This window comes from Pseudomonas sp. RIT-PI-AD (assembly GCF_025642785.1).
Classification (GTDB): domain Bacteria; phylum Pseudomonadota; class Gammaproteobacteria; order Pseudomonadales; family Pseudomonadaceae; genus Pseudomonas_T.
Map to the genome: position 1 here is coordinate 30,841 of NZ_JANZKU010000026.1, position 16,741 is coordinate 47,581.

Here is a 16,741-nt window from a genome sequence, read left to right on the forward strand (position 1 = left end):
TTGCCTCCGCGCCGGCCAGACGGCAGAGTAGCCGCACCCGGCCCTGGACTGATCAGCCCATGCCTCTTTCGTCTCGCGTAGTCATGCTCTGCCTCGCCGCGCTGCTCACCGCCTGCGCGAGCAAGGCGCCTCCCGTCAAATCCGTCGCGCCGGTCTTCACCGCGCCGCCGCTCGGCCAGTTCTCGCCGGTGGCCGAGGATGTGCTGTTCCGCGCCATTGGCCTGGTGGGTACCCCTTATCGCTATGGCGGCAACACCCCGGATGGCGGTTTCGATTGCAGCGGTCTGATCGGCTACGTCTATCGTGACGCCGTGGGCATCGTCCTGCCACGTTCCACCCGCGAAATGAACGCCATGCGCTCCGCCAACGTCGGGCGCGACGCGCTGGTGCCGGGCGACCTGGTGTTCTTCGCCACCGCCGGCGGCGGCAAGGTCAGCCATGCCGGCATCTACGTCGGCGAGGGGCGTTTCGTCCACGCGCCCGCCAGCGGCGGCACGGTGCGCCTGGACAGCCTGGCCAGCGCCTATTGGCAGCGCAATTTCCTCAGCGCCAAGCGCATCATCGACGACGCCCGGCTCGCGCGCACGCCCTGAGACCAGCCCCGTGGGCCGCGGGACAGCCTGCCGCTTTCGCGGCTAGCGTGCCATCGCTTACCGGCCCGACGGGCCAAGATTCCATGCCATGAACGAACCGATCCGCTTGCCGCCCCAGCCGGATGCCTGCGAACTGTGCCGGCGGGCCTCGCCGCTGACCCGCCACCACCTGATTCCCAAATCCCTGCACGGCAAGCTCTACATCCGCAAGCGCTATACGCGCCAGGAGCGGGTCAGCGCGACCCTTTGGGTCTGTCGCGCCTGTCACAACCATATCCATGCCACCTTCGGCGAGCGGGAACTGGCCCTGACCTACAACAGCCGCGACGCCCTGATGGCGGACGAACGCATCCGTGGTTTCGTCGAGTGGCTGGCAGGCAAGCCGCCGGGCTTCAAGCCGAAGACCTGACGGCGGCCGTGAGGGGTGCTCGGGAAAGCGGTGCCAGCCGCAGCGTTTCGCGGTGTCCCGATGTTCGATCGCGGGCCGGCAGCGGAGGGCATCCCCCCACCAACGGGTACTGCCCTGCGTCTTCAGGCGAGCGCGCCTCGAGATTCCGCGGTCAGGGGGGAGGGCAAGCTGGCCTGTGGCGAACCAGGTCCTGCCGTGGCGCATGCCGGCGGACCGCCTGCCGTAGTCGCCCTGTCCGCTACCCTGGCGTCAGGGGTCAATCAGCACGTCGAGCCCGGGATCGGTTTGCCCGAATTCAGATCGATACCCAGGGAGCAGCGGTACTGGGCGTCTTCCGTGCGAATGCATTCGAACTGGCTGTTGCGGCGGGCGCGGACCCGCGTCTCGGTGCCCTCCGTACATGCATCATGGATGTCCGGTCCGATGGCTTCGAACAGGACGCGGGCAGCATCGTCCTCGATGCCGATCGCCAATTTGCGATCTCTCTTACTCGCGGGGATGGGGTCGCTGAGCTCGCCCCCGTAGATTTTGTAAGTACCCTGGAAGGATCGGTAATCGGGAGCGTCTTTTACCCCGTCTTCACTGGAAGACGCCGCGATGGCCAAGGCATTGGAGAACAGTAGATAGAAGCCGATAAATTTCATGTTTTTCAATTCAGGATTTCCACATGTATATGGTTATCGTGCCCTGCGAGTTTTCTAACTCGCGGGATCGATACATCGTTGAAAAAGATATTCTTCACGAGGCCCGTTTGCCAAAACAGGTCTATCAGCCGGGCCGTGGCTTCCCGGTCGTATTGTGCGTGGAAATATTTAACAGGGATGTTTTCGCCATCCTTGCGAAGAGGTCTTACGTCCACCTGTAACCCATTGCGATGAGATCTGTGATCTGACCGCGTGCCGTCAGCGAGGCTGATATTGCCGATGCCGATTTTACGGTCGTCTTGCATGACCCAGCGGTGCTCAACCAGAAAGATGAAGGTCAGTAACTTGGGATGGCCATAATGAGCCCTTCCCCTATCAGGCGTGCCATAAGGGTAATAACCCGCTTCCTCTGGTTTTTGCGGGAGCATGAAATAGCCCCGTGTATCGATAGGCATGCTAATTCCTTTTATAGAACGGGCGGCCACTATAGAACCACGCTCTATTCCAATGCTGTGATGCTTCCAGCACTTCGCACGCGAGGGGTGACTGGCCTACGAGCGGTGCCATGTCCCGCGCTGGGCCTGCGAGGTGTGCCGCGAAAGCCTGCCGGAAGTGCCGCGGCGGGCCGTTAAGCAGCGAAGCGGTCGAATCGTTCCTGCGCGCTTTCAGTCGGCTCAGCCTGTGGCGGAACTGCCTCATGGGGTCGGTAACGAGGTGTCTGGCGGGTCAAAATCCATCCGCGTCCGACTCCGTCGCCTCCCCGTGCCGACCTCTGCCGGCACCGCCTTGCTGGAGAGCCGTGACCCTCTATTGCAGTCCTCGACGCCGGCGGCGCTGGCCGGGCCGGTCGCCCGCGTTGACGCCCCTGGCGCGAGTCTCTAACCTTCCCCGCTTGTTTCAGGTGCCCGCATGACGGGTGAAACAGGGAAGCCGGTGCATTCTGCGAAGAGTCCGGCGCTGCCCCCGCAACGGTAGGCGAGCGAGCCCCATGACCCCGATCTCCGCGCGGGCGACTGGCACGGCCCGCCCGCGAGCCCGGAGACCGGCCTGAAGCGATCCAAGACCGTGCGGTGGGCGCGTGTCGGGCGAAGGCCGCTCGGGCCGCCTTCGCGCTCCTCCGCCGCGTGCCTTTCCCGCCGATGCCGCGTCCGGAGACCCTCGACTTGCGCATGCCTCATTCCCAACCGCCGGCCCTCGCCGCGCCGGGTGCGTGCCGGCTGTCGCGACTGGCATTGCCGCTTTTCCACCATCCGATCCCTGCTCCGGCGTCGCTCCTGTCGCTTGCCGGCGGCCGACGGAGCTATTCGATGACGAGGTCACGATGAACGAATCCAGCGAGCGCGACGCGCGGCACAAGGCGCGCATGCAGCGCAAGAAAGCCTTGATGGACGAGAAGATCGCCGGCGCCCAGGAAGAATACGGCCTGTTGCTGGTCCTGGGCGGCAACGGCAAGGGCAAGAGCAGTTCGGCCTTCGGCATGGTCGCGCGGGCGCTGGGCCACGGCTTGAAGGTCGGCGTGGTGCAGTTCATCAAGGGCGGCATGGCCACCGGCGAGGAACTGTTCTTTCGCCGCTTTCCCGAAGACGTCAGTTACCACGTGATGGGCGAGGGCTACACCTGGGACACCCAGGACCGCCAGCGCGACATCGACAAGGCCCGCGCGGCCTGGGCGGTCGCCCGCGAACTGCTGGCCGACGAGCGCGTCGGGCTGGTGGTGCTCGACGAACTGAACATCGCCCTCAAGCACGGCTACCTGGAACTGGAGGAGGTGCTCGCCGACCTGGCGGCGCGGCCCCTGACCCAGCATGTGGTGGTCACTGGGCGCGGCGCGTTGCCGGGCATGGTCGAGGCGGCGGACACCGTGACCGAGATGAGCCTGGTCAAGCATGCCTTCAAGGCCGGGGTCAAAGCCCAGAAAGGCGTCGAATATTGAAAGGCTCCAGCGACCCCTCACACCGCGACGCGCGGCCGCTCGCGGTCGCCGAGACCCCGCCGGTTCGCCGCCTGGGCGGAACCGGGAGTCTCCGATGAGCGCGCGGGAATGCCCGGCGCTGCTGATCGCCGCGCCAGCCTCCGGGCAAGGCAAGACCACCGTCACCGCCGCCCTGGCGCGGCTGCACAGCCGCCAGGGCCGACGGGTCCGGGTGTTCAAGTGCGGGCCGGACTTCCTCGACCCCATGGTCCTCGCCCGCGCCTCGGGCGCGCCGGTGTACCAGCTCGACCTGTGGATGGTCGGCGAAGCCGAAAGCCGCCGGCTGCTCTGGGAAGCGGCGGGGGAGGCCGACCTGATCCTCATCGAGGGGGTGATGGGCCTGTTCGACGGCTCGCCTTCCGCCGCCGACCTGGCGCGCCGCTTCGGCGTGCCGGTGCTGGCGGTGATCGACGGTTCCGGCATGGCGCAGACCTTCGGCGCTTTGGCCCACGGCATGGCCAGCTTCCAGCCCGACCTGCCGTTTTCCGGGGTCCTCGGCAACCGCCTGGGCAGCCTGCGCCACGGCGAGATCCTCCGCGACTGCCTGCCGCCGGCGATCCGCTGGTACGGCGGATTGACCCGCAGTGCCGCGGTGGAACTGCCCAGCCGCCACCTGGGCCTGGTGCAGGCCGAGGAACTGGCCGACCTCGACTTGCGCCTGGACACCGCCGCCGAGGCCCTGGGCGCCAGCAGCGACGTGACTCTGCCAGCGCCGGTGCGCTTCGCCGCGCCGCAGCAAGTGCCGGCACCGACCGAGCGTCCCCTGGCGGGCGTGCGGATCGGCGTGGCGCGGGATGCCGCCTTTGCCTTCCTCTACCAGGCCAACCTCGATCTGCTGGGTCAACTGGGCGCCGAACTCCGTTTCTTTTCTCCCCTGGCGGACGCCGCACTGCCGGCGCTCGACAGCCTCTACTTGCCCGGCGGCTACCCGGAACTGCACCTGGAGCGGCTCGCCGGCAACCGCTCGATGCTCGAGGCGATCCGCGCGCACCACGCGGCCGGCAAGCCGATCCACGCCGAGTGCGGCGGCATGCTCTACCTGCTGCGGCGGCTCACCGATAAGGACGGCGCCAGTGCCGAACTGCTCGGTTTGCTGGACGGCGAGGCGACCCTGCAACCGCGGATGAGCGCCTTGGCGCTGCAAGCGGCGACCTTGCCGGAGGGCATCTTGCGCGGGCACACCTATCACTATTCCCGGCTCGCCTGCGACCTGCCGCCGCTGGCGCGGGGCGAATGCCCGACCTACAAGCGCACCGCCGAGGCGGTGTACCGGCTCGGCCGGCTGACCGCTTCCTACATCCACTTCTACCTGCCGTCGAGCCCGCTCGCGGCGGCGGCGCTGTTCCGTCCATGAGCGAGCACGCCTTCGAAGCGGCGGAGCGCGCCGCCGTCTACCGTGCCATTGCCGAACGCCGCGACATGCGCCATTTCAGCGGTGGCGAGGTGGCGCCGGAGGTGCTCGCGCGGCTGTTGCAGGCGGCGCACCAGGCGCCCAGCGTCGGCCTGATGCAGCCCTGGCGGTTCATCCGCATCCGCTGCGCCGAGCTGCGCCAGGCCATCCATGCCCAGGTCGAGGCGGAACGGGTGCGTACCGCGGAGGCGCTGGGCGAGCGTTCGGATGCCTTCATGCGCCTCAAGGTGGAAGGCATCCGCGAGTGCGCCGAACTTTGGGTGGCCGCCCTGATGGACGGGCGCGAGGCCCATGTCTTCGGCCGTCGTACCCTGCCGCAGATGGACCTCGCCTCGCTGTCCTGCGCGATCCAGAACCTCTGGCTGGCCGCCCGCGCCGAGGGCCTCGGGCTGGGCTGGGTGTCGCTGTTCGAACCGGCGGCGCTGGCCGACCTGCTGCGCATGCCGGCCGGTGCCGAGCCGGTGGCGATCCTGTGCCTGGGGCCGGTCGAGACCTTCTATCCGGCGCCGATGCTGGCCCTGGAGGGCTGGACCCAGCCGCGCCCGCTGGAGGACTTCCTGTTCACCGACGCCTGGGGCGAATGTCGATGAGCCTGGGCCTGGCCGCTGTCGCCGGTGTGCTGCTGGACGCCTGCTGGGGCGAACCGCGTCGGGCCCATCCGCTGGTGGCATTCGGGCGCCTGGCGCAGCGCATCGAGCGCCGGCTCAACGGCGGTGGCCAGGGCTGGCGCAGCCATGGCGTCACCGGCTGGTGCCTGGCGGTGCTGCCGCCGACCCTGCTGGCCTGGCTGCTGACCTGCCTGCCGGGTGTCGGCGGGGTGCTGGAAATCCTCTTTCTTTACGCGGCCCTCGGCCTGCGCAGCCTTGGCGAACATGCCCAGCCGGTGATGATGGCCCTGTGCCGGGACGACCTCGCGGAAGCGCGACGCCGGGTCGGTTATCTGGTCAGCCGCGAGACCGCCGAGCTGGACGCCACCGCGGTGGCCCGCGCCGCCACCGAGTCGGTGTTGGAGAACGGCAGCGACGCGGTGTTCGCCGCACTGTTCTGGTTCGCCGTGGCCGGTGCGCCCGGGGTGGTGCTGTATCGCCTGAGCAACACCCTGGACGCCATGTGGGGCTATCGCACCCCGCGTTTCGAACGCTTCGGCTGGGCGGCGGCGCGCATCGACGACGGGCTCAACTACCTGCCGGCGCGGCTGGTGGCGCTGACCTACGCGCTGCTCGGCCGCACTCGCCTGGCCTTGCGCTGCTGGCGCCGCCAGGCGCCGCTGTGGGACAGCCCGAATGCCGGACCGGTGATGGCGGCCGGCGCCGGCGCCCTGGGCGTGTCCCTCGGCGGCGCCGCCCGGTACCACGGCGAATGCCACCCACGGCCGGAACTCGGCGAAGGGCCGCCGCCACTGCCGGCGGATATCCATAGCGCCATGAGCCTGGTGCGCCGCGGCGTCTGCCTGTGGCTCGGCCTGCTCCTGCTGGGAGGCCTCTGGCATGCTTGAACACGGCGGTCGCCTGCGCGCGGCGGCGCAGGCCTATGGCATTCCGCTGGCGGAATGGCTGGACCTGTCCAGCGGCCTGGCGCCTTACGGCTGGCCCCTGCCGGACATCCCCGCGCGGGCCTGGACGCGCCTGCCGGAGGGCGACGACGGGCTCGAACGGGTCGCCGCCGAATACTACGGGGCGCCCGCGCTGCTGCCGGTGGCGGGCTCACAGGCCGCCATCCAGGCGTTGCCGCGCCTGCGGCCGCCCGGGCGCGTCGGGGTGCTCTCGCCCTGTTACGCCGAGCACGCCGCCGCCTGGCGCCGCGAAGGGCACTCGGTCGTCGAGCTGGACGAGGCGGCGTTGGATGCCTGCCTGGACGGCCTCGACGTGCTGGTGGCGGTCAATCCGAACAACCCCACCGGTCGCCTGATCGCACCGCCGCGCCTGCTGGACTGGCACGCGCGCCTCGCCGCGCGCGGCGGCTGGCTGCTGCTGGACGAGGCCTTCATGGACCCGACTCCGGCCTTCAGCCTGGCGGCGCAGACCCAGCGGCCCGGGCTGATCGTGCTGCGCTCCTTCGGCAAGTTCTTCGGCCTGGCCGGCGCGCGCCTGGGTTTCGTCCTCGCCGAGCCGGCGTTGCTCGAAGCCTTGGAGGAATGGCTGGGGCCCTGGTGCGTGGCCGGCCCCACCCGCGCCATGGCCGCGCCGATCCTCGCCGACGGCCCTGGCCAGCGGCGCCAGCGGGAACGCCTGCGCGCCGACGGCGAGCGCCTCGCCGCGCTGCTCGCCGCCCACGGCCTGGCCCCGGCTGGCGGGTGTGCGCTGTTCCAATGGTGGCGCGGCGAGCGGGCCGCCGAGTTGCACCACTACCTGGCGCGGCGCGGCATCCTGGTCCGGCTGTTCGCGCAGCCGGCCAGCCTGCGTTTCGGCCTGCCGCCCGACGCGGTGGGTTGGAGCCGTCTGCGCGCCGCCCTGTCCGCCCATGCCGAGGACACCCGATGACCACCCTGATGGTGCAAGGCACCACCTCCGACGCCGGCAAGAGCACCCTGGTGACCGCCCTGTGTCGCTGGCTGAGGCGCCAGGGTGTCGGCGTGGCGCCGTTCAAGCCGCAGAACATGGCGCTGAACAGCGCGGTGACCGCCGACGGCGGCGAGATCGGCCGCGCCCAGGCGGTCCAGGCCCAGGCCGCCGGGCTGGCGCCGCACACCGACATGAACCCGATCCTGCTCAAGCCGAACAGCGACATCGGCGCCCAGGTGATCGTCCACGGCCACGCCCTCGGCAACATGGACGCGCGGACCTATCACGCCTACAAGCCGGTGGCCATGGCGGCGGTGTTGCAGTCCCATCGGCGCCTCGCCGCCGCCTATCCGCTGGTGGTGGTAGAAGGCGCCGGCTCGCCGGCGGAGATCAACCTGCGCGACCGCGACATCGCCAACATGGGCTTCGCCGAGGCGGTGGATTGCCCGGTGATCCTGATCGCCGACATCGACAAGGGCGGGGTCTTCGCCCACCTGGTGGGTACCCTCGAACTGCTCAGCGAAAGCGAGCGGGCGCGGGTCGCCGGCTTCGTGATCAATCGGTTCCGTGGCGACCTGGCGCTGCTGCAACCGGGGCTCGACTGGCTGGAGGCGCGCACCGGCAAACCGGTGCTCGGCGTGCTGCCCTATCTGCAGGATTTCCACCTGGAGGCCGAGGACGCCGTCGACCGCAGCCAGGCGGCGAAACCGGGCGAGGCCCTGCGAATCGCCGTGCCGGTGCTGCCGCGGATCAGCAACCACACCGATTTCGACCCGCTGCGCCTGCACCCGCAGGTGGACCTGCGCTTCGTCGGCCCCGGCGAGGCCTTGCCGGCCGCCGACCTGATCGTCCTGCCCGGCTCGAAGAGCGTGCGCGCCGACCTCGCCTGGCTGCGCGAGCAGGGCTGGGAGGCGGCGATCCGCCGTCACCTGCGCTACGGCGGCAAACTATTGGGAATCTGCGGTGGGTTGCAGATGCTCGGGGAGCGGCTCGAGGACCCGCTGGGCCTGGAGGGCGACGCCGGCGCCAGCGAGGGCCTCGGGTTGCTGGAGCTGGTCACGCGGCTGGAGCCGGACAAGCAGTTGCACACCGTACAGGGGCGCCTGTGCCTGGACGATGCGCCGGTGCGCGGTTACGAGATCCACGCCGGGCTCAGCCGAGGGCCGGCGCTGGCGCGGCCGGCGGTGCGCCTGGACGACGGGCGCTGCGACGGCGCGATCAGCGCCGACGGCCAAGTGCTCGGTACTTACCTGCACGGGCTGTTCGAGTCCCCCGAGGGCACGACGGCGTTGCTGCGCTGGGCGGGCCTGGGCGAGGTGCAGGCGTTCGACTACGACGGCCTGCGCGAACGCGACATCGAGCGCCTGGCGGACCTGGTGGAGCGCCACCTGGATACGGCGCGGCTGAGGTCGCTGTGCGGGCTCTGATCCGGCGCCGCCCCGTTCGCCGGCGGTTGGCGCCGGGCCGCCGTTTTCCCTTTCATTCCCCGATCACGGACATCTGTCGATGCGCGAACTGATTCTCGGCGGCACCCGCTCCGGCAAGAGCCGCCTGGCCGAGCGCCACGCCGAAGCCTCCGGCCTGGAAGTGGTGTACATCGCCACCAGCCGGCCGCTGGACGCGGAAATGGACGAACGAATCCGCCAGCATCGCGCTCGCCGTCCGCTCCACTGGGCGCTGCTGGAGGAACCTCTGGCGCTGGCCCGCGTGCTGCGCGAACGCGCCGCCCCCCAACGCTGCCTGCTGGTGGACTGCCTCACCCTGTGGCTGACCAACCTGCTGCTGGAGGACGACGGGCAGCGCCTGGCAGAGGAGCGCGAGGCGCTGCTCGAATGCCTGCCGCACCTGCCGGGGCGCATCCTGCTGGTGAGCAACGAGGGTGGCCTCGGCGTGGTGCCCCTGGGCGAACTGAGCCGGCGCTACCTGGACGAGGCGGGAACGCTGCACCAGGCCGTCGCCGAACGTTGCGAGCGGGTGACGCTGACCGTCGCCGGCTTGCCGCTGATCCTGAAAGGAGAATCCCGATGAGCCCTTACTGGTGGCAGGCGCCGAGCCGCCCGCTGGACCATGCCGCCGGCGAAGCAGCACAGGCGCGCCAAGCCCAACTGACCAAACCCCGCGGCGCCCTCGGCCGCCTGGAAACCCTGGCCATCGACCTGGCCGCCATGCAGGGATGCGAGCGGCCGCGTCTGGACCGCTGCCACATCGCGGTATTCGCCGGCGACCACGGCGTGGTGGCGGAGGGTATCTCCGCCTACCCCCAGGCGGTGACCGGCGAAATGCTGCGTAACTTCGTCCGCGGCGGCGCGGCGATCAGCGTTTTGGCGCGCAGCCTCGGCGCCACCCTGGAGGTCGTCGACCTGGGCACCGCCCTCGCGCTGGAGCCGCTCGTCGGTGTGCGCCACCTGGGGCTGGGCCGCGGCACCGCGAATTTCGCCCGGACCGCGGCGATGGACCCCGAGCAGTGGGCGGCAGCCTTGCAGGCCGGGCGCGACGCGGTGCTGCGCGCCCGTGCCGAGGGCGCGCAGGTGTTCGTCGGCGGCGAAATGGGCATCGGCAACACCACCGCCGCCAGCGCCCTGGCCTGCGCCCTGTTGCAGCGGCCGGCGGCGGAACTGGTGGGGCCGGGGACCGGCCTCGACGGCGCAGGCGTGGCCCACAAGGCGGCGGTGATCGAGCGGGCCCTGGCGCTGCACCGGCCGGCCTGCGCCTCGGCGGCCGAAGCCCTGCGCCATGTCGGCGGCTTCGAGATCGCCGCCCTGACCGGCGCTTACCTGGCCTGCGCCCAGGAAGGCTTGCCGGCCCTGGTGGATGGCTTCATTTGCAGCGTGGCGGCGCTCTGCGCCGAACGGATGAATCCAAGCTGCCGCGACTGGCTGCTGTTCGCCCACCAGGGCGCGGAGCCGGGGCACCGCGCCGTGCTCGCCGCCCTCGACGCGGAGCCTTTGCTGGCGCTCGGCCTGCGCCTGGGCGAAGGCAGCGGCGCGGCCCTCGCGGTACCGTTGCTGCGCCTGGCCTGCGACCTGCATGGCGGCATGGCCACCTTCGCCGAAGCGGCGGTTTCGGACCGCCCCGCATGAGCCTGCGCCTGGACCTGCTGCGCCATGGCGAAACCGAGCGTGGCGGAGGCTTTCGCGGCAGCCTCGATGATGCCTTGACCGCGTCCGGTTGGGCACAGATGCGAGCCGCGCTGGACGGCCGGCCGCGCTGGGATGCGCTGATCAGCTCGCCGTTGCGCCGCTGCGCGGCCTTCGCCGAGGCCCTGGCCGAGCGCGAGGCATTGCCCTTGCACCTGGAGCCGGGCTTGAGCGAGTTGCATTTCGGCGACTGGGAAGGCCGTTCCGCCGCCGAGCTGATGGAAACCGACCGCGAGGCCCTCGGGCGTTTCTGGGCCGACCCCTACGCCTTCACCCCGCCGCGCGGCGAAACCCTGGTGGCCTTCGCCGCGCGGGTGACCGGTGCCTTGGAGGGCTTGCGCACGCGTTTCCCCGGACAACGGTTGCTGGTGATCACCCATGGCGGGGTCATGCGTCTGCTGCTGGCCCAGGCACGCGGACTGCCCCGCGAGCACCTGTTGCAGGTGGAGGTCGCCCACGCCGCCATGCATCGGCTGGTTTGCAGCGCCGACGGCGCCTGGCGCGAGGGCTGAGGCCATGCTGCCGTTCTGGATCGCCCTGCAATTCCTTACCCGGCTGCCGGTGCGCCTGCCCGGCCTGCCGGAGCCGGCCCAGGTGGGACGCTCGCTGCTCTGGTACCCGCTGGTGGGCCTGCTTCTCGGCCTCTGCCTGCTCGGCGGCGAAGCGCTGCTGGCGGCCCAGCCGGCGCCGTTGCAGGCGGCGTTGCTGCTGACCTTCTGGGTGGCGATCACCGGCGGCCTGCACCTGGACGGTCTGGCCGACACCGCGGATGCCTGGGTCGGTGGCCTGGGCGACCGCGAGCGTACCCTGGCGATCATGAAGGACCCGCGCAGCGGTCCCATCGCGGTGGTCGTGCTGGTGCTGCTCCTGCTGCTGAAATTCGCCGCCCTGGTGACCTTGCTCGAAGCCGGCCGCGGCGCCTGCGTGTCGCTCGCGCCCTGGCTGGCGCGCATGGCGTTGCCGCTGCTGTTCCTCTGCACGCCCTATGTGAGGGCTGGTGGCCTGGGCCAGGCGCTGGCCGAACATCGGCCGCGGCGCGCGCTGCCCGGCGTGCTGGCGTTCCATGGCCTAGCGATGCTCCTGACGTTCGGCGCCGAGGCACTGCTCGCCCTGGCGGTGGGCGGGGCGCTGTTCCTCTGGCTGCGCCGCGCCTTGCTGCACCGCCTCGGTGGCACCACCGGCGACACCGCCGGCGCTTTGGTGGAAGTGGCCGAGTGTGGGGTGCTGCTGGCGCTCGCTTGCCTGGGCGGGTAACGACAGCGGCCGATGTCGGCATCGGGGCAAGGCTGCGCGATGCTCCGCCGGGTTCAGCGATTCAGCGCGTGTATGTCGGTCGCGGCCCTGGGTATGCGGTGAGGCGAGATGCCCGGGCGCGGACGTCGCGTTTGACGCCCGGTACATTGCGGGTATATACACGCACCATGCTGAACACTCACTGCCTGTGCACCAAGCTGCGTCGCGCGACCCGCAACGTCAGCCATCTCTACGACCACGCGTTGGCGGAAATCGGCCTGAGCGTGGCGCAGTATTCGCTGCTGCGTCATGTCGAGCGGCTCGACCGGCCGAGCATCACCGCGCTGGCCGAGTCCATAGGGCTGGAGCGCAGCACCCTCGGGCGCAACCTGCGCGTGTTGCAGGAGCGCGGATGGGTGGAGCTGGCCGGTGGCGAGGACCAGCGCAATCGCCTGGTGGGCTTGAGCGACGAGGGGCGGGCCTGCCTGGTGCGGGCGTTGCCGCTGTGGCAAGGCGTACAGGAACGGCTGAGGCGCCGCCTGGGCGAAGACCAGCGGGTTGCGCTCATGCAACTGCTGGACGAGTTGGAACGCCTCGACTGATTTTTCACAACAACAACGGGGATCACCCCGGTCAAGGACTCCCATGACTTCGGTATGGCGTACGAGCGGTTGGATACTGGTGGGGGCGTCGTTGATCCTGGCGTTGTCCCTGGGCACCCGGCATGGCTTCGGCCTGTTCCTGGCGCCGATGAGTGCGGAGTTCGGCTGGGGCCGCGAGGTCTTCGCCTTCGCCATTGCCCTGCAGAACCTGATCTGGGGCCTGTCCCAACCCTTCACCGGCGCGCTGGCCGACCGCTTCGGCGCGGGCAAGGTGGTCATGCTCGGCGGTGGGCTCTATGCCGCTGGCCTGGCGATGATGGGCCTGGCCGATTCGGTCGCCTCGCTGTCCCTCAGCGCCGGGCTGCTGATCGGCATCGGCCTGTCCGGGACGTCCTTCTCGGTGATCCTCGGCGTGGTCGGCCGCGCGGTGCCGGCGGAAAAACGCAGCATGGCCATGGGGGTCGCCAGCGCGGTCGGCTCCTTCGGCCAATTCGCCATGCTACCCGGCACCCTCGGGCTGATCGGTTGGCTCGGCTGGTCGGCGGCGTTGCTGTTCCTGGCGCTGCTGGTGGCCCTGATCCTGCCGTTGGCCGGCCTGCTGCGGGATCGTCCGACCCCGCGCCTCGACCACGAGCAGAGCCTTGGCGAGGCCCTGCGGGAGGCTTCCACGCACAGCGGCTTCTGGCTGCTGGCGCTGGGTTTCTTCGTCTGCGGCTTCCAGGTGGTGTTCATCGGCGTGCATCTGCCGGCCTACCTGGTGGACCAGCACCTGCCGGCCCAAGTGGGAACCACCGTGCTGGCGCTGGTGGGGCTGTTCAACGTGTTCGGCACCTACCTCGCCGGCTGGCTCGGCGGACGGATGTCGAAGCCGCGGCTCCTGACCGCGCTGTACCTGATCCGTGGGCTGGTGATCGCGGCCTTCGTCTACCTGCCCCTGAGCGTGGGCAGCGCCTATGCCTTCGGCGTCGCCATGGGTCTGCTCTGGCTGTCGACGGTGCCCTTGACCAACGGCACCGTGGCGACTCTGTTCGGCGTGCGCAACCTGTCGATGCTCGGTGGCATCGTCTTCCTCTTCCACCAGCTCGGCGCCTTCCTCGGCGGCTGGCTGGGCGGTTACCTGTACGATCACACCGGCAGCTACCAATGGGTCTGGCACCTGTCCATCGCCCTCAGCCTGCTGGCGGCGGTGCTCAATTGGCCGGTGCGGGAGCGGCCCGTGGCGCGCCTGCAAGCGCTGGGCAGCGCATGAAACGCCTGGGCCTGCGCCTTGCCTTGCTGGCTGGCGCGCTCCTGGCGCTGGGCCTGGCTGGCTGGGGCTGGCAGCGGGGCGGGCTGGCGCTGTTGCAACTGGGGCTGGGCGCTTGCTGAGGGAACGGAGCAGGCCTTCGCTGTCGCGCTCAGCGGCGCAGGGCCGGCAACAGCCGTAGCAGGCCTTCCGGAAGGCGTTCGCGCATGGCTGCGGTGAGGCCCTCGCGGCGTTTCTGGTAGGCGATGCCCAGGGCGATGAGCCCCAGCCCGATCAGGCTCACTATCAGCGGGAACCCCAGCGAGTCCTGGAACACCCGGTGCACCAGGTGGCCCAGGTAGCCGGCCACGCCCAGGGCGCCGAAGACCATGAACAGCGGGCGCCGCAACGCCACGGCGCAACCGATCAGGACCAGGTTGATCAGGCAGTAGAGGGCCTTGCCCAGCTCGCTGTCGCTGTCCATCAGGCTCAACCCGCCCCAGAACGCCAGCAGCCCGGCGAAGTACCCCCAGAAGGCGAAGTCGCGCCGGCTGCGGCCGTCCGCCAGCAGGCTGGCGAGGATCACCGCGAGGCCGAACCACAGCGAGACCCGGCATCGCTCCGCCCACTCGAAGGGCGTGCCATAGACCCATTCGGTCAGGTCCATGGACATGAACCAGAGGGCCAGCGCCATGGGCATGACGATGAATGGGAAGGGCAACAGGCGCAGCATCGCCAGGCCCACCAGCAGGGTCGCGACTTCCATCGTCAGCCAGCCCCCGCGCACGTAGACGTAGTAGTCGTGGTAGTCGAGCCCCGCCTCCAGGGGCCACCACCCCAGCAACCGCTGAGCGGCGAACGCCGCCAGGGGGGTCAGGCTGACCGCCGCCGCGCCGAGCAGGCCGCCGGGAATCTGCAAGCCGCGACGCCACAGGATCAGGCCGGCGAGGGTGAGCGCGCCCATGTAGAGCAGGGCGATGGCGAGCAGGGCGGCATCGCCGATGCGCATCCAGGCCTCGTTGAGCAGCCAGCCCATGGCGGCGATGATCAGCATGGCGCCGAAGTAATAGGCCACGTGGGCGAGCTGGAAGCTCGGCCGCGCCTGGGGCTGGCGCTGGAGAAAGTCCAGCAATGCGCGGTCCTGGCCGGGCTGCAGCACCCCGGCCTGTACGGCACGGGCGAGGTCGGCGGCGTCGAAGCGATCGGTCATGGCGAAAGGTCCGGAAAAACGGTGTCCGAGTCTGGCCGAGAATGCCCGGCGCCGCCAGGGTGGGGCCGGCGCGGCGGTGGTTACGCGAGGGGCCCTCGCGCGAGGGCGGGCAGGGCGCCCAGTCTGTCATCGGGGCGAATCAGGCGCGGCCTGGCCGTCGCCGGGGAACGAGGCGCTATTCGAAGGGCAGGACCAGCCGGCGACGAGGGCCTAAACGAAAAGCGGAGCCCTGGGGCTCCGCTTTCGCGACTCGGCTGTTCAGTGCTTGCGCGGAACCGACTTGAGCAGTTCGGCGGGCGGCATTTCGCAGGCGATCTTGTGGCCCAGCAATTCCTCGATGGGCGGAAGGGCGAAGGCATCGTCCTCGCCGGCGAAGCTGATCGAGGTGCCGGTGGTGCCGGCGCGACCGGTACGGCCGATGCGGTGCACGTAGTCGTCCGGATCCTCGGGCAGGGTGAAGTTGATCACGTGGCTGATGGCGTCGACGTGGATGCCACGACCGGCGACATCGGTGGCCACCAGCACGCGAATCTTGCCTTCGCGGAAACCTTCGAGCACCTTGATCCGCTTGTGCTGCGGCACGTCCCCGGACATCTGCGCGGCGCTAATGCCGTCGCGGGTCAGGCGTTCCTCGATGCGCCGCACTTCGTCCTTGCGGTTGGCGAAGACCATCACGCGGATCCAGTTGTTCTGGGCGATGAGGTTATACAGCAGCTTGTACTTGTCGCTGCCGGCGACCGCATAGACGTGCTGCTCGACGGTGTCGCTGGCGACGTTCTCCGGCTCGATCTCGACGATGGCCGGCGATACGGTCCACTGCTGCGCCAGGTTCATCACGTCGGGCGTGAAGGTGGCGGAGAACAGCAGGGTCTGGCGCTCGCCCTTGTGCGGGGTCTGGCGGATGATCTGGCGGACCTGGGGGATGAAGCCCATGTCGAGCATGCGGTCGGCCTCGTCGAGGACCATGACCTCGACCATGTCCAGGTGCACCTCGCCGCGCTGGTTGAAGTCCAGCAAGCGTCCCGGCGTGGCCACCAGGATGTCGCAGAAGCGCGATTCCAGTTGCTTGAGCTGTTTGTCGAAGTCCATGCCGCCGACGAAGCTCATCACGTTGAGCTTGGTGTACTTGGTCAGCAGCAGCGCGTCCTTGGCGATCTGCACCACCAGTTCGCGGGTCGGCGCGATGATCAACGCGCGCGGCTCGCCCATGAAGCGTTCCTTGGGCGGCGGCGTGTTGAGCAACTGGGTGATGGTGGAGATCAGGAAGGCGGCGGTCTTGCCGGTGCCGGTCTGGGCGCGACCGATCGCGTCCTGGCCGCGGAGCGTGTAGCCCAGCACCTGCGCCTGGATCGGCGTGCAGTAGGGGAACCCGAGGTCGTGGATGGCGTGCATCAGCTCGGGCGACAGGTTGAAGTCATGGAAACGGGTCTTGCCTTCGGCGGGCTCGACCACGAAGTCTTCCAGCTTCCAGGTGTCCACCACCGCGGGCTTCGGTTGGCGTTCGCGTCGCGGCTTGTCGCTGCGCGGCTTGTCCGTGCGCGGCGGGCGCTCGGCCCGTGGCGGACGTTCTTCGGCGGCCGGGGCGGCGAGCGAAGGGGAAGAGGGCTGGGATTCGACGCCGACGGCGGAAGGGGCCGCGACGGGTGCAACGGTACTGCTGGGGAGGGCGCTGGAAGGGCTTTCATCGCCCTTGCCGAACATTTTCTTGAGTGCTTTGAGCACGGCGATCTCGTCGGTGATTATGAATTAACCGGAGCAGTGTAAAGCAAGATGCCTGCATGGCGAAGCATTACGCCCGGTCGAG

The 16,741-nt window shown here is 69.7% G+C and carries 19 protein-coding genes and 1 riboswitch; of the genes, 15 read left to right on the top strand and 4 right to left on the bottom strand.

Translation table 11 applies throughout. The features are described 5' to 3' along the window. Positions 1 to 59 precede the first annotated feature (59 nt). Both OGL92_RS18665 and OGL92_RS18670 read left to right on the top strand, forming a co-directional pair. A complete protein-coding gene (locus OGL92_RS18665) occupies positions 60 to 593 on the top strand; it encodes a C40 family peptidase (protein ID WP_263146472.1) in 534 nt (177 codons plus the stop codon). A gap of 88 nt (positions 594 to 681) precedes the next feature. Then, the gene (locus tag OGL92_RS18670; RefSeq protein WP_263146475.1) at positions 682 to 1,002 is read left to right on the top strand and encodes an HNH endonuclease; all 321 of its coding nucleotides are present in this window, start codon (positions 682 to 684) and stop codon (positions 1,000 to 1,002) included. A gap of 260 nt (positions 1,003 to 1,262) precedes the next feature. Here the strand turns inward: OGL92_RS18670 and OGL92_RS18675 are convergent, their stop codons facing one another. Together OGL92_RS18675 and OGL92_RS18680 are read right to left on the bottom strand one after the other, a co-directional pair. Further along, positions 1,263 to 1,655: a hypothetical protein gene (locus OGL92_RS18675; RefSeq protein ID WP_263146477.1), complete on the bottom strand. Its 393-nt coding sequence runs from the start codon at positions 1,653 to 1,655 to the stop codon at positions 1,263 to 1,265. Further along, on the bottom strand, positions 1,652 to 2,101 hold the full coding sequence (locus OGL92_RS18680; RefSeq protein WP_263146479.1) for a penicillin-insensitive murein endopeptidase: 450 nt from the start codon (positions 2,099 to 2,101) through the stop codon (positions 1,652 to 1,654). The genes OGL92_RS18675 and OGL92_RS18680 overlap by 4 nt, the downstream gene beginning before the upstream one ends. A 427-nt stretch (positions 2,102 to 2,528) precedes the next feature. After that, positions 2,529 to 2,712, top strand: a riboswitch (cobalamin riboswitch). A 255-nt stretch (positions 2,713 to 2,967) separates the two neighbouring features. Here OGL92_RS18680 and cobO point away from each other — a divergent pair. The 13 genes from cobO to OGL92_RS18745 all read left to right on the top strand — a co-directional run bounded on the left by cobO (position 2,968) and on the right by OGL92_RS18745 (position 13,870). Beyond that, on the top strand, positions 2,968 to 3,579 hold the full coding sequence (gene cobO / locus OGL92_RS18685) for a cob(I)yrinic acid a,c-diamide adenosyltransferase (protein ID WP_263146481.1): 612 nt from the start codon (positions 2,968 to 2,970) through the stop codon (positions 3,577 to 3,579). 94 nt (positions 3,580 to 3,673) lie between these two features. Further along, positions 3,674 to 4,972 carry a cobyrinate a,c-diamide synthase gene (locus OGL92_RS18690; RefSeq protein ID WP_263146483.1) on the top strand — a complete coding sequence of 433 codons (1,299 nt, stop codon included), beginning with the start codon at positions 3,674 to 3,676 and terminating at the stop codon, positions 4,970 to 4,972. Then, a complete protein-coding gene (gene bluB, locus OGL92_RS18695; RefSeq protein WP_263146485.1) occupies positions 4,969 to 5,619 on the top strand; it encodes a 5,6-dimethylbenzimidazole synthase in 651 nt (216 codons plus the stop codon). Before OGL92_RS18690 ends, bluB begins: the two co-directional genes overlap by 4 nt. After that, the gene (cbiB, locus tag OGL92_RS18700; RefSeq protein WP_263146486.1) at positions 5,610 to 6,524 is read left to right on the top strand and encodes an adenosylcobinamide-phosphate synthase CbiB; all 915 of its coding nucleotides are present in this window, start codon (positions 5,610 to 5,612) and stop codon (positions 6,522 to 6,524) included. Before bluB ends, cbiB begins: the two co-directional genes overlap by 10 nt. Further along, positions 6,517 to 7,509: a threonine-phosphate decarboxylase CobD gene (cobD, locus tag OGL92_RS18705; protein WP_263146489.1), complete on the top strand. Its 993-nt coding sequence runs from the start codon at positions 6,517 to 6,519 to the stop codon at positions 7,507 to 7,509. Before cbiB ends, cobD begins: the two co-directional genes overlap by 8 nt. After that, positions 7,506 to 8,957, top strand: a complete 1,452-nt coding sequence (locus OGL92_RS18710) for a cobyric acid synthase (RefSeq protein ID WP_263146491.1) — start codon at positions 7,506 to 7,508, stop codon at positions 8,955 to 8,957. Before cobD ends, OGL92_RS18710 begins: the two co-directional genes overlap by 4 nt. A 79-nt stretch (positions 8,958 to 9,036) precedes the next feature. Beyond that, positions 9,037 to 9,558, top strand: coding sequence for a bifunctional adenosylcobinamide kinase/adenosylcobinamide-phosphate guanylyltransferase (gene cobU, locus OGL92_RS18715; protein ID WP_263146493.1), 522 nt, complete (start codon positions 9,037 to 9,039; stop codon positions 9,556 to 9,558). Next, positions 9,555 to 10,610: a nicotinate-nucleotide--dimethylbenzimidazole phosphoribosyltransferase gene (gene cobT / locus OGL92_RS18720; protein WP_263146497.1), complete on the top strand. Its 1,056-nt coding sequence runs from the start codon at positions 9,555 to 9,557 to the stop codon at positions 10,608 to 10,610. Before cobU ends, cobT begins: the two co-directional genes overlap by 4 nt. Further along, positions 10,607 to 11,179 carry an alpha-ribazole phosphatase family protein gene (cobC, locus tag OGL92_RS18725; protein WP_263146499.1) on the top strand — a complete coding sequence of 191 codons (573 nt, stop codon included), beginning with the start codon at positions 10,607 to 10,609 and terminating at the stop codon, positions 11,177 to 11,179. The genes cobT and cobC overlap by 4 nt, the downstream gene beginning before the upstream one ends. A gap of 4 nt (positions 11,180 to 11,183) precedes the next feature. Next, positions 11,184 to 11,921, top strand: a complete 738-nt coding sequence (locus OGL92_RS18730; RefSeq protein ID WP_263146501.1) for an adenosylcobinamide-GDP ribazoletransferase — start codon at positions 11,184 to 11,186, stop codon at positions 11,919 to 11,921. Between the two features lie 167 nt (positions 11,922 to 12,088). Next, positions 12,089 to 12,502, top strand: a complete 414-nt coding sequence (locus OGL92_RS18735; RefSeq protein ID WP_263146503.1) for a MarR family winged helix-turn-helix transcriptional regulator — start codon at positions 12,089 to 12,091, stop codon at positions 12,500 to 12,502. A 43-nt stretch (positions 12,503 to 12,545) separates the two neighbouring features. Continuing rightward, a complete protein-coding gene (locus tag OGL92_RS18740) occupies positions 12,546 to 13,751 on the top strand; it encodes an MFS transporter (protein WP_263146504.1) in 1,206 nt (401 codons plus the stop codon). Continuing rightward, the gene (locus tag OGL92_RS18745) at positions 13,748 to 13,870 is read left to right on the top strand and encodes a hypothetical protein (protein ID WP_263146508.1); all 123 of its coding nucleotides are present in this window, start codon (positions 13,748 to 13,750) and stop codon (positions 13,868 to 13,870) included. Before OGL92_RS18740 ends, OGL92_RS18745 begins: the two co-directional genes overlap by 4 nt. Before the next feature lie 29 nt (positions 13,871 to 13,899). Here OGL92_RS18745 and OGL92_RS18750 read toward each other — a convergent pair whose 3' ends face one another. Further along, the gene (locus OGL92_RS18750; RefSeq protein WP_263146509.1) at positions 13,900 to 14,937 is read right to left on the bottom strand and encodes a DUF2157 domain-containing protein; all 1,038 of its coding nucleotides are present in this window, start codon (positions 14,935 to 14,937) and stop codon (positions 13,900 to 13,902) included. A gap of 258 nt (positions 14,938 to 15,195) precedes the next feature. Continuing rightward, positions 15,196 to 16,659, bottom strand: a complete 1,464-nt coding sequence (gene rhlB, locus OGL92_RS18755) for an ATP-dependent RNA helicase RhlB (protein WP_263146511.1) — start codon at positions 16,657 to 16,659, stop codon at positions 15,196 to 15,198. Positions 16,660 to 16,741 lie beyond the last annotated feature (82 nt).